The organism is Neobacillus niacini (assembly GCF_031456445.1).
GTDB lineage: Bacteria > Bacillota > Bacilli > Bacillales > Cytobacillaceae > Neobacillus > Neobacillus niacini_I.
Map to the genome: position 1 here is coordinate 23432 of NZ_JAVDUQ010000032.1, position 13530 is coordinate 36961.

Here is a 13530-nt window from a genome sequence, read left to right on the forward strand (position 1 = left end):
AATATATCGACAGAATATTCAAAGTACTTTATGCAAAAATAATAGAAATATAGTTATAATGAACAAAATGAGAATGAAAGAGGATGACAAATATTGAAAGTAGCCTTAATCCATGCAACAACCACAGCCTTAAAGCCGATTGAAAAAGCTTTTCAGAAAGCAGCCCCTGAAATTGAGCTGCAACATTTTATGGACACCCATTTGCTTTCCATGATGGAAAAATCCGGGGGCTTAACCCCAGAAATTATTCGCAGATTTTCGGCATTGGTAAACCTTGCTGCTGAATCTGAAGCAAATTGCATTCAATTGACTTGTTCAGCCTTTAATAACATCACATTGATCTTGCAGCCAATGCATGCTGTTAAACTTTTTCGGTCAGATGAAGCCATGTTGGATGAAGCACTTGCCTATGAACGAATTGGCCTAATTTCCACCGTTAAAGAAACACCAGTTGCCTTAATGAGTTATTTAAGAGAAAAAAAATCGGACTGTATCATTGAATCTTTAGTAGATCCAGGAATAATCCATCTTCTTTTTCAGGGAAGGATCGATGAACATGACGAAAGGGTACGAAACATGATACAGCAAATGGACGGAAGAGTGGATGTAATTGTCCTTTCTCAATACAGTATGGATCATATTGCCGATCAGGTTCAGACCTCTGTTCCTATTCTTACTGCTCCACAAGCAACTGCGAATCGATGTATAGGCTATTTAAAAGATCATTCTTCCTGAACTGAAACAGCCGGCTGTTTTGCTTTAACAAGCAAAATGGCCGGCATAATTTCCTAATGCTGGGCGCCACCGAATAACTTTCCAACCCCATGAATTTTTTCAAGTATTACGATTAATATAACAGAAATGAAAATAACCACACCTGACACAGAAGCTACGATTGGATTATAAGCATCTTGCATCGTTGAGAAAATCTCAATTGGAAGTGTTCGCATATCTGGAGAAATCATAAACAATGAGACTGTGACATTATCAAAAGAGGTCAAGAATGCAAATAACCCTCCGGATATCATGGCCGGTCTGATGAGCGGCAGTGTCACCTTCCAAAATACAATGAATGGATTTGCCCCAAGAATCGCTGCTGCTTTTTCCAAATTGTAATCAAATCCGCTTAACCCTGTTAGTACCAAGCGAATAACATACGGGATACAAATGATCGTGTGTGCAATCAAAAAGCCTGTTGATGTACCTGCAAGCATCATCGGTGTGAAATAGATTAAGAGGGCAATCCCCAATACGAGTTGGGGTACACTTAACGGCGCTGTCAAGATGGATGTAATATAGTGCTTTCCAGGAATATCATACTTCGCAATCGCAAGTGCCCCCAGCGTCCCGAATATAACAGCAAAAAGTGCTGCTAAGGAAGCAAATAGCAAACTATTATAGAAGGCTTCAATGAATTCAGTGCGTTCTAAAATCTTTGTATACCATTGCAGAGAAAAACCTTTTGGTGGAAAGCTTGGATAACTTGCACTTGTAAAAGATGCAGGGATGACAACAACTAATGGAAGTAATATATAGATGATCCCGATCGTCGCAAGGATCACTCGGAACTTTCCAAGTGCTTTCATCAACGGAACACCTCCCGAAACTTACTTTTTTCAAATGCTCGTGTAAAGATGAAAACGGAAAGAAGCGTAATGAATAGGAGTACGTACGACAATGCTGAACCAAATGTCCATTTCAGCAGGTTGTTAATTTGATCGTATACAACCACTGGCATCATCGGAACATTCGCGCCTCCCATTAAAGAAGGAGTGACATAGGCACTCATCGATAAACTAAAGACAAGCACACAGCCCGATACAATCCCAGGCAAGCTAAGAGGAAGGGTAATCGAAAAAAAGCTCCGCAGTGGACTAGCACCGAGAATGGCTCCCGCTTTCTCTAATGATGGGTCAATATTATACAAGCTCGTCACAATCGCTAACACCATGAAAGGCAAATAGGCGTTTGAAAGACCGATGACAACACCAATTTCAGAGAATAATAGATTGAGCGGCTTATGAATAAGGCCCAGATTCATTAAAAGTGAATTGATCGTACCGTTCGGTAATAATAATAAGTACCATCCAAAATTACGTACAACAATGCTGACCAAAAGAGGGGAAGCAATTAATAAAGTAATATATCCCCGAACTTTCAGTGAGCTTTTCGCCATCGTTAACGCGATTGGATATCCCAGGATAAGGGAAACAAGCACAGAATAGAAACTGATTTTCACCGTCAACCACATCGAAGATAAGTAATAGTGGTCGGTAAATAAAGTGATATAGTTTTGTAAGCTAAAAGCGGCATCCGCACCATTCAAACTATCAGTAGAAATAAAACTTAAATACAAAATATACAGCATCGGAACCACAAAGAATCCAAAGATGAATAACAGGATCGGGACTAAAAGAAGAAGCCCGGCAATCCAAGTTCTTCTTTTTTTCACTTTCGTCCTTTTTTGCGGTTCCGCCTTTACCGTTTTTTGTTCACTTACTTCTTGATCAGCATAATTTCTGACGGGTTCCATCCAACATGCACCTCACTTCCAGTTTGCCAAGTTGAGTCATAGGAATTTGTTAATAATTGAATCGTTTTCCCTTGTAACGAAACATCTACTTCCCATGAAGTACCAAGGTAATTAAGCTGAATGATTTTAGCCGGCTGAAGTTCCAAGTTTGGTGAGGAGGTTTCCCTCGTCGAGGAAATGTGAACATTCTCAGGGCGAATATAAAGTCTCACCTCATCCCCTGCTCTCAAGGAACGATTCTCGCCAATCATATTTTCCGAATCGACATGCAAGATTTCTTCACCGACTTTCACCGAAATTTTCCTGCCTTCGGCTGACACAACCTTTCCTTCAAAGGAATTCGATTTTCCAATGAATTGAAATACAAATTCAGTATCTGGATGATTGTAGATCGCGGTCGGTGTGCTGATTTGTTCAATTTTCCCTGCGTTCATCACCACTACCCGGTCCGACATCGATAAAGCTTCCTCTTGGTCATGTGTAACAAAGATCGTGGTGACCCCTATTTCCTTTTGTAAACGCTTAATTTCTGCGCGCAGTTCATGTCGTAATTTTGCATCCAGATTGGAAAGTGGTTCATCGAGCAGCAGTAATTCTGGTTCCACTACTAGCGCTCTTGCGATTGCGACACGCTGCCTTTGTCCTCCCGATAATTCCCTTGGATAACGTTGTTCAAGCCCGGACATTTTCACCAGTTCCAGAACGCGATCGATTTTCTTTTTTTGTTCGGATTTAGCCACTTTTCTTAGGTTCAAACCAAAACTAAGGTTATCCTGCACCGTCATATGTGGAAACAGGGAATACGTTTGAAAGACCATACCTAAATCGCGCTTATAGGGGGGAACTTTCGTGACCTTTTTCCCTTTAATATAAACATCCCCCTGATCTGCTTCCAGAAAGCCTGCAATTAAATTCAATGTCGTCGATTTCCCGCAGCCCGAGGGTCCGAGTAGTGTTAACAACTCCCCCTGTTTGACTTCTAAGTCAATATCATTCAGTACTACATTTGATCCAAATTGCTTTCTTGCACCCCTTATCTCTACATCGCATGGAATGGCAGTCATGGTAAGTCCCTCCGATCTTATTTCAATTTTTTACCGATTTCTGGAACTACTTCTTTCGTCCAACGATCAGACCAATCAGCCCGAATTTTCGCGAATGCAGCAAAATCAGGTTTAAAGGTTTTGTCTGTATCCTTTAGCCCAATCGACTCTTGGAATTTATCTGGAAACTCCACACCTTTAACAACTGGATAAAACCCCTGTTCTGCAATTAAAGCTTGTGATTTAGCACTTACTAAATAGTTGAGGAATTCTAGTGCTTCCTTCTGGTGAGGAGCATTTTTCACAAGAGTTCCACTGAAGGCTTGAATCGGCGCTCCTTCTTTCGGTACAACCATTTTAATGGGAACGCCTGATAACGCTAATTCACCAATGGCATAGCTTCCCATTACGGTTACGTCAGCAGCACCCTGCTGAAGCGCTGGCATAACTTGCGTTGAATTTTTATAAAAAGTCGTTGAGTAACCGGCAAGCTCTTTTGCTTTTTTGATCCCTGGCTCCACATTATCTGTACCGCCGCCGTTTGCCATCGCCAGTGCGTTCAATGTGTTAAAGCCCCAGTCATTTGTAATATCCACAAACGCTGTTTTTCCTTCATATTGGCCAGATACTAAGTCGTTCCATGATTCAATCGGTTTCAAGCCCTTCTCTTTAAACGATTTTGTATTATAGGCAGGGGCAATGACCAATCCAAATATTGGAGCGCCTGCATCCTTAACCGCAATGAATTTCGAATCCACCTTACTCATATTCGGAACATTAGACGCATCTACTTTATCGATAAGCCCCTTTTCATTTGCACGCTGTACATCTGTTGGTACAAACATGGCAATATCAAATTGTGGAGCTTTTTTTTGTAATTCTACCTTAGATAAAATTTCTCCAGAAAGTCCTGGAACAAAGTTAACCGTGATGCCTGTTTCCTTTTTGAACTTCGGAGCAATGACGTCACGAATGGTTTTTTCAATAACCCCGCCATTTCCTGCAATGGTAATGGATTTTTCTCCATCTTTACTCGCTTTCGTAGTCCCTCCGGCCTTCTGTGGATTAGGAGCGCCACAAGCTGATAAAACAATTAGTAAAGCGATTGAAATTAATGTAAGGATCTTTTTCATATTCTCTTGCCCCCTATTTTTTGTTTGTAGCTGTATTTTAATGGATGATTTCTTTGAAAAATTGTTTTGCTCCCGGATGGAAATCGATTGGAATTCCTGCAGTTGCTTCAGATAAATTGATTTCCCTTGCTTCTGGTTGGGCGTTTTGCGATTCCGGTAAATGTTCATATAATGTTTTTACAATTTGGTAAGCTTCTTGTTTAGGCAAATCCGGGTATGTAAAAAGTACATTTTTTACTGCTAATGTAGGTGTACGCTTGATGCCAGCGTAAGTTTGACCGCTTATTTCATCTGGTGTGTAAAATCCAAACTCCTCATGAAGGCTTTTGGCAATTGGTTTTGGAATAGGAATAAGTGAAATTTTCATCTTTGAATCAAGTTCCGAAATCACTGGATTCGGTAAACCGGAAGAAAAGAAAGCAACATCAATCGTTCCATTTCTTAATGCATCCGCCGATTGTGTGAAGGAAAGAGTAGATAAATCCATTTCATAGCTTGCTAGATTGGCAGCCTTTAGGATCCTCTCAGCCATCAGCTTTGTTCCGCTCCCGACTGTTCCAATACTTACTCTTTTTCCTCGTAAATCCTCTAAAGTATGAATATCACTTTCGGTCGTGACAATATGGATAAAATTAGAGTAAAGTCCAGTAAGGGCGAGAATCTTCCTTTTTTTCGTTTCTGGCAATGCAAGGGCATCGACCGTACTAAATCCTAATTCTGCTTGTTTCTGACTCACTAGTTTTGTATTCTGAATCGAAGCGTTCGTCACTTGTATTCCAGTTGCTTTTCCATTGTACTTTCGAAATAAGTCAGCCATAGCTTCTCCCGATGGAAAATAAACACCTGACATATCACCCGTAGCAATAACCAATGGAGTTTGACGGCCAGTGAGTTCCTCTGAAGGTGGAGGAACGGTTTGAACCCCGGTGGGAAATAATTCCTGTTTTACTTTCATACACCCAATCAAAAGAAAGATTAAAAGGACCAAGATTTTTATAAGTGTCCCTGTTTTCAATGACTGTCCTCCTTTCACACAGATAATATGCAATTACCGTGCCAATTTTCAGATTATTGAATTTAAAAGCGTTTTCATAATATTAATAACTTTCTTAAAAATAAAAGCGGCAAATTCTGCCGCCTTTTACAGCAAAATTTGCCGTATTACCAAATTTATTCATTCATTAGCTGTTTTTCAATCTCATATAGTTTTATTTTATCCCGGAGACTTCTTTCAGAAATTTGTAATGTCTGGGCAGTCCTTTGGCGGTGTTTTCCACAATGTTTCAAGGTTCCAGAAATGACCTTTTTCTCAATTTCCTTCATGGATAGACCGATCGGAATGACGATACTATTCTCACAATCATTTAAAATACCTCCATGCTCTTTCTTTTGCTCTAGCATGTAATAGGGCAAATCCCCCTCATCAATGACGGTATGAATAGAGAGCGCTACTGCGTATTCAATTATATTTCCCAGCTCCCGAACATTACCCGGATAGTGATAGTCAAGTAAAAGTCTGCGGGCAGCTGCAGATAAAGATCTCTTTTCTCTGTTCATTTCTTTACAATACTTTTGCAAAAAATAATCAATCAACAGCGGAAGATCCTCTTTTCGATCTCTTAATGGCGGTGTTTTAATCGGAATAACGTTCAGTCTGAAATACAAATCCTCTCGGAACTTCCCTTCTTGGACCATTTGTGCCATATTTTTATTAGCAGCACATAAAATACGAACATCTAATGAGATTTTCTTATTCGATCCGAGAGGTGTCACTTCACGTTCTTGAATGACCCGCAATAATTTAGCTTGAAGGGGCAGAGGCATCTCACTAATTTCATCAAGGAATAGAGTTCCTCCATTTGCTGCGACCCACTTTCCCTCCTTTGACTGTGTTGCCCCTGTAAACGCTCCCTTTTCATAACCGAATAATTCAGATTCAAGTAATGATTCAGGAATGGCTGCGCAATTCAAAATTTCTAATGGTCCATCCTTACGCTTCCCTGAAAAATGAATCCTTTTTGCAACAAGTTCTTTCCCCGTTCCACTTTCACCCGTAATCATGACGCAAGAGTCGATATCTTTAATACGATCGATCATCGAAAATACATATTTCATCGCCTTACTATTTCCTAAGAAGTCTTTATAGCCCTTCCTTTCCTCTAGCTCTTCATGGAGTGTTTCTAGCATATTCGATATTTGTTTAAACTCAGAGGCCCTTAATAAAAGCAATGATAGGTTTTCGATATTAATCGGTTTTTCAATATAATAATAGGCACCCATTTTGATTGCTTCTATGGATGTTTCAATGGAAGCATAAGCGGTCATCATGATGACCGCCACCGATGGGTCTTTTTGTTTAATTCTTTGCAAAACGTCCAGCCCATTGTAACGCCCAATACGAAGATCTAGCAGAATAATATCTACCCGTTCTCTTTCCACTATGAGTATGCCTTCCTCCGGATCCGTTGTGGTCATAATAAAATAATCATCTTCAAGAGCAAAGCTAAGTGAAGTACAAATGGCTTGTTCATCGTCAATAACCAGTACTCTTGGCCTCAATCCGAATCTCCTCCTTTGTATATAAAGGCAATAAAACTGTGAATGCCGTTCCTTTATTTGGAATACTGTTTACTTGAATATCTCCATTGTTCTCTTTTATTAAATTGTAGGATAAGGTCAACCCCAAACCGACGCCTTTTCCCTTTGTCGTAAAAAATGGTTCAAAGATATGGTTGAGTTCCCCTTGCTCCATTCCCTTACCCGTATCTCGAATGACAATCCTCCCCTTCTCGAAATCCTCTTTCTCCATGATGATTTTAATTTTCTTCACTTCTGTTTCTTCCACTGCATGAATGGCATTTAATAATAGATTAAGAAGGACCTGGCGAATTTGCTGCGGATCAATATTAAAAACAAGGTCAGCTTCTATGCATTGTTCAAAATCAATCCTGTTTTTATCCATGGTTACTTGTAGTATAGCCAGTAAGGATGTCAACTGGGGGGCCGTGCAGGGTTGAATATTCGGTAAGCTGGGACGAGCATAATCAATTAAGTCTGTAACAATCCTATTAAGTCTGTTTACTTCCTCCGGTAAATGCTCCATAAGTACCTTTTGAAATTTGGGTTGATCGTATTTCCTTGGAATCAGGTCGATGAAAGTTTTAATGGACGTTAACGGGTTCCGAATTTCATGAGCTACACCCGCTACTAACTGGCCAAGCGCGTGGAGCTTCTCCTGTGTAATGAGCTTTTGTTCGAGTTTCTTTTTTTCTGTTTCGTCGTTCATCGAGAGCAAATAGCCTGCCTGGTTTTCAAGTGAGTTAAACATCTTATTTAGAGAATAATAGATTACCTTTCGTTCTCCGTTATCATTTATTTCTAAAAAGCGATAATAGTCAGCACCCTCTTGTTGCAAAGCTTGTCCAAAACGATAATGCTCAAAAAGCTTCAAAAAAATAGGGGAATCCTGGAGATTGAACTTCGTATGGGCGGGAAGTTCGAGAATTTCCAATGCCCGCTTATTACAGCTCGTGATCTTAAAATCGATATCGAAAGTGACGATGCCCGTGTCGATATTATTTAAAATTTGATCTTTAAATGCATTGCTATCAGCAGTTCGTTGCCGTTGCTTTTGTAAATCTTCATTTAATAGTTGGAGGTCTTTTGTATGAATATTTACAGCTGCTTTTAACCGTTGATTCCAAATATAGATCACAATGAAGATAAGGGCACCAATCAAAAGAAATATAAATAAAAGGAAGACAAAATGTTCCAAACGGGCAATTTTGGCTTCGGTTTCTGGACTAACCCATTTATCAATTAATTTACTTACTTCTCCCTTAGCCTTTAATTTTGTAAGTGTTTGATTAATGATGGGAAGGAGGTCCTCATTCCCTTCCTTTACTGCAATCGCATAATCGGCCGGATTAATTACTTCATCAAGAATGAGGTAATGATCTTCTTGACCAAACTCTTTTAAAAAGTAGGAAGCTGTAAATTCATTCCCAATAAAAACTTCCGCCCGATCATTTAGAAGCGTCAAAAGACCAGAGTATTGATTTGGCACCAAAGTAAGATTCGTATTCCTTAAATTTAATAACGTGCTTAGAACAGGAGTATGATCTTGCAGGACAATATGCATGTCCCTTATATCTTCAATACTTTTAATTTTGTCCTTACTTTCTTTTGGGATAATTAACGAATCTGACATCGTAAAGTAGGGTTGAGAAAAATCGAATACTTTATCCTTTTCGGTGGTATAGGTTACCCCTGCTATCGCATCTACTTTACCATCTCTTAATGCTTGTTCCGCTTCATGCATCTCCATTGGTATATATTCAAAAGTAAGCCCATTTTCATCTGCGATTTTTTCCATTAATTCAATATTTATGCCTGTCAGTGACCCTTGCTGATCTTTATAAGAAAAAGGAGGAAGATCCCATTCCCCGGCGATTTTATAGGTTTTATCTTCAGCAAATACGATACGTTGTGATAATGACATAAATAAAAGGAGACTAATGATGATAAAAAATAACCTGACCTGTTTTTGGATAACACCACCTCATTTGGATGAGAAAATTCAGAATAATAATTTAATCATATGGAAATTTGCAGATGATAGCAAGTTCTCTGAACCATTGCCTTAGGTTATATCAAGTTGTCCGATTGAGCCCCTGATTCGGACATGATTACCCTTGGCTTCACCTAGCTGTCCGCAATCCAAGGGGATTTTTTAAATTGTCGATAAAATCCAATTTAGTGTTGATATCCTACTAAAAAGTGTTGATATAATTCTATTTTGTGTTGATATCCTACCAAAAAGTGTTGATATAACTCAATTTTGTGTTGATATCCGGCAAAAAAGTGTCGATATCATAAAATCTGACTCCTGATTATTCAGCTATCTAGCACTAGATAGGTTACCAAGTGTCTTGGCGTTTTAATCAGGTCTCCCCGGGTAAGAGCAACCTTTCCTTCCATCTATCTGCTTCATTGACTACGTATCACCTTCGGCAGAAGGGACATTGTTTTATTATGCAAACTCATCCAATGATACCTAGCCTCTTATGAAGTTCGTGTTCCTCAGACCGGAAGTTTGCCGCTCGCTTCCTTCAGATTCCATGTCGCCATGAACACCCTTGCGTTAAGCTAACCGCTACTTCTGCCTTCACGGATCGAGACTTTCACCCTATAGACTGCACCCGTGCCGGGCGCACATAAACAAACAGACGACCATCGAATGGGTCGTCTGTTTTATTTAATGATTGAATCCTTATCCTCTATTTTTGTGACAACACATATTGAGCGTCTCGCAGCAAATAGGCTGCTGCTTCATTTGAAATGTGTTTCCCGTTTTGCGCCTTTACTTCATTCATAAAGCTGTTCACATCGTTGTTCGTCAATTTTTCCTGCAGACTATTGGCAATTCCGTCATTGTCAATCCATTTGCTATCGACAAAGCGTGTCACCAACTCCTTTAACGAATCGATGCTGGCCACTGTCTTAAAGCGAACGGTTTTGCTCCCCTGATTGCCGGCTTGGTCACTGGAGGAGATAACAAGGGTATGCAAACCAAGCGGCAACATATACAGCGGAATCGTTGTTCCGATTTTGTAAGCATCCTTATCGAGTGTCACCGTCGTCTTGCTGTTGTCGACACCCGACAAATTGTCGGTCAATGTAAACTGAGGCGTCAATTCCCCAGAATCCTCAATGCTCTCATCCCCCGGTACGGATACGGTAATGGCCGGCGCCGTCTTATCAATCCCAATGTCAAGCTGTTTCACCGCTTCCACATTCCCGGCGTTATCGATGGCATGATATTCGGCCGTGTGCATCCCTTCATCCGTCAGCGTCCATTCGGTCTTGTTTGTCCACTCGCCGCCATCTATCCTTGTCTCGATACGATTAACACCCGTTCCGGTTGAATCGTCCTCTGCAGTGAATTTCAGGTTCACATCCTTTGTATTCCATACACTGTCACCGGTAACTCCATCCGTCGTTACCTTTGTTATAGGCGGCTGAACATCGTTTTCCCGCCCATAGACTTCAAATTCATAAATATTGGCCGTTCCCGTTTCTGCATAATTTTGCGGCGTTGTAATATAAAGCCTTACATATCTTACGGTAGATTTCGTTATATACCTGTCTGTAATGTTTGAAACATTTCCGGTTACTAAATCCAGATCTGTCCAAGCAGTTCCATCCAGGCTTCCCTGAAGCTTATAATTTTTTGTATTCAGCGATATGGCCTCTCCGCCTTCTCCCGCATGCTTAACTACCCATCTGCTAATATCATAATTCTGTCCAAGGTCGATCATCAGCCATTTGTCTCCGGTCGTATTGGAAGACCACTTACTGCCGCTTTCAGCCGATCCATCTACTGCCTTGGACGGTTCGAATCCCGCCACACTTCCATTGGCTGTAACCTTCTTGTTCAGAGCCACATTTACCGGTGCAGGATCGAAGGCCAAAGTGGTCACTTTTAATGGGCTACTGGCAGCTGAAACATTTCCTGCCGCATCCTTGGCTTTTACAGTAAATTGATAGGTCGTATTGGCTTTCAGTCCTGTCACTTTAAAGTTCGTACGACCTGTTGTGGATCCAATCAGAGTATCCCCATTATAAATATCGTAGCCTGTAACACCTACATTACCCTTAAAATTATCTGCAGCCTCATCCCATGATAGCATGGCCATTTTGTCTGTTAATACTTTCGTTGTAATATTTTTTGGTGCGGCAGGCACTTGTTTGTCCGCTACAAGTGCATCCTTAGTATAATTATTGATGGTCCAGGTGGTTACCGTACTCTTTTTGGAGAAGTCCCTTCCATTTATCACCACCCTGTCTGCATAAATATCTAAAATCAAGCCTTGAGATGAATCCTTAATCGCTCCATCTCTCATCATTGTAAAGTACTGCTTGTTATAAAAAGTACTCGGTAACGTGAGAGGATAATGTATATGTCCCGTTATTAAAACGCTTTGAGGATATTTTCCAATAATGTCCTTTAATTTTTGATCCTGTACCTCGTCACTTTGATAAGGATCCCAAGGATATTCCTCATATACGGTATTATCTAGTGGCTGATGAAGGAAGAGAAATATCGGTTTGTCTATACTTGCATTCTCCGCCAACTTATCGCTTAACCACTTCATCTGGGTATCCGAAATATATGCACTGTCTTTATCATCAGCCTCCGTTGCCAAATATATGAAGTGGTATCCGTTTATCCACTTATCATAATAAACACCTGGCATACCAGTATGTGTCAAAAATCTGTTTTTAGCAGTTTCAAATCCTCCCAGCCATCTTACATCGTGATTCCCAAGTACATAGTTGCTGTCAAGCTGGGGATATTTATTCATTGTGTTCATAAATGTGTTATATTGTGCATCTGTTCCATATTCGGTAAGATCGCCAACAACGCTAACGTTTTGCACATTATTACTAACTGCGTCTTGCAATGCATTGTTAAGTGTTACATCGTTTTTATCACCTTGTACATTTGCATGGGTATCAGAAATGGACATAAAGCTGAATTTATAGCTGGTATCCTTCTCAGGTGTTGTTGAAGCAAGAACCGTTACATTGATGCTTGTTGACAATGCCAGATGATTCGGATTTGCAACCCCTGTTGGCGGATCTACTATTCCCGTTACGGTAAAACTCTGCTCGGTCTTTACGACCGGATCGTAGCCTGAATCAGCTATATTCCATGTCACAGGAGCATCGACATTTCCGCCATCGGTCACCAGTACTACTGTGCTGGGCAATCCCAGGGCCACCGCTGTAGGCGCTGTTCCGTTTACCACATCTGTAATCGCAGCAGGTTTTGTAATGCTTGTAAGGTTCTTCGGCTTTATTTCTACTGTATATGTTGCTGTTTTACCGCGTACTGTGACGGTAAGTGTCTGGCTGGCTGCTGCAGCAGAACTGTTGAAGCCGCTTACATCGGAAGCTCTGACTTCCTCCTGCCTTGTCGAACCATCAATGTATGTACCGGTAACTGCCATGCCCGTGAGATCAAGGCTCTCTCCGAGACGGTAAACAGTCTTTGCTGGCAGTGTTGTAATGTCAATACTGTTTAACGTTTTTGAAAACTGAAACCAGTTGATATTGGCTACATAGGTTTTTCCTGCCGCCACCTTTAATACAAGGTATACATCATGAATTCCAGTAACTTCAGTAATATCGGTTGACATCGTTTTATAGACATTCCAGTTGTCCGGTGCGGTTGGTTGGACTGTAAGTGCTCCTACTTTTGTACCGTTCGCTGTGGTCGGACCGTCAATCCATATTTCAATATTTCCGCCTGCATTTGATCCTTTAACTGAAAGTCTGGCACTAAATTTCGTAGCGCCATGATTATCGCTGCCAAAATCAATATTTTTATAGGCTAAATATTGATTGTCATTCGTACCTCCAACACTTTGTCCACCATCTGGACAAGGTTCGACTTTAAGGTAGTTACCCGACTTGGAACTAAAGTTTTCTGCTTCTATCAAACTATACCCGTCGCTTGCTGCATGCACCGGCAGCGCATGAACAACACTACTAAGAATGACCACAATCGCAAGGATCGTTGAAAAAAACTTTTTGAACTTCATTAAGGTGGCCGTGATAATCATCTCCTTTTATTCTACTATTTTTGACATTATCATAACAATCGATTGTAAATTCAACCCCTGCGAATTGTAAAAGTTTCGTAAAACAAACAACTTTTACCATTTAATAGAGAATGAGCTTAAAAAACACAATGTGTCCCTTCCCTTCCCATTTGAAGAAAAAATTATCCCGATAAACGATCGGATCTATGCAT

Annotated in this window: 9 protein-coding genes; 1 reads left to right on the forward strand and 8 read right to left on the reverse strand. The window is 40.5% G+C overall.

The window, feature by feature from the left end; all coding sequences use genetic code 11:
- Positions 1-93 precede the first annotated feature (93 nt).
- Entirely contained in the window at positions 94-735 is a 642-nt protein-coding gene (locus J2Y67_RS21310) for a hypothetical protein (protein ID WP_310177319.1), read from the forward strand.
- A gap of 53 nt (positions 736-788) precedes the next feature.
- On the opposite strand, the gene J2Y67_RS21315 is transcribed toward J2Y67_RS21310, so the two are convergent.
- From J2Y67_RS21315 to J2Y67_RS21350, 8 genes are all read right to left on the reverse strand, one after another.
- On the reverse strand, positions 789-1586 hold the full coding sequence (locus tag J2Y67_RS21315; RefSeq protein ID WP_310177369.1) for an ABC transporter permease: 798 nt from the start codon (positions 1584-1586) through the stop codon (positions 789-791).
- Positions 1586-2533: an ABC transporter permease gene (locus tag J2Y67_RS21320; protein WP_310177320.1), complete on the reverse strand. Its 948-nt coding sequence runs from the start codon at positions 2531-2533 to the stop codon at positions 1586-1588. Before J2Y67_RS21320 ends, J2Y67_RS21315 begins: the two co-directional genes overlap by 1 nt.
- Positions 2497-3597 carry an ABC transporter ATP-binding protein gene (locus tag J2Y67_RS21325; RefSeq protein ID WP_310177321.1) on the reverse strand — a complete coding sequence of 367 codons (1101 nt, stop codon included), beginning with the start codon at positions 3595-3597 and terminating at the stop codon, positions 2497-2499. The genes J2Y67_RS21320 and J2Y67_RS21325 overlap by 37 nt, the downstream gene beginning before the upstream one ends.
- A gap of 17 nt (positions 3598-3614) precedes the next feature.
- A complete protein-coding gene (locus J2Y67_RS21330) occupies positions 3615-4709 on the reverse strand; it encodes an ABC transporter substrate-binding protein (RefSeq protein WP_310177322.1) in 1095 nt (364 codons plus the stop codon).
- A gap of 37 nt (positions 4710-4746) precedes the next feature.
- Positions 4747-5724 carry a TAXI family TRAP transporter solute-binding subunit gene (locus J2Y67_RS21335; RefSeq protein WP_310177323.1) on the reverse strand — a complete coding sequence of 326 codons (978 nt, stop codon included), beginning with the start codon at positions 5722-5724 and terminating at the stop codon, positions 4747-4749.
- A gap of 155 nt (positions 5725-5879) precedes the next feature.
- Entirely contained in the window at positions 5880-7268 is a 1389-nt protein-coding gene (locus J2Y67_RS21340; RefSeq protein ID WP_310177324.1) for a sigma-54-dependent transcriptional regulator, read from the reverse strand.
- Positions 7243-9210: a transporter substrate-binding domain-containing protein gene (locus tag J2Y67_RS21345; protein ID WP_310177325.1), complete on the reverse strand. Its 1968-nt coding sequence runs from the start codon at positions 9208-9210 to the stop codon at positions 7243-7245. Before J2Y67_RS21345 ends, J2Y67_RS21340 begins: the two co-directional genes overlap by 26 nt.
- A 778-nt stretch (positions 9211-9988) precedes the next feature.
- Positions 9989-13318 carry a carbohydrate-binding protein gene (locus J2Y67_RS21350; RefSeq protein ID WP_310177327.1) on the reverse strand — a complete coding sequence of 1110 codons (3330 nt, stop codon included), beginning with the start codon at positions 13316-13318 and terminating at the stop codon, positions 9989-9991.
- Positions 13319-13530: the final 212 nt, after the last annotated feature.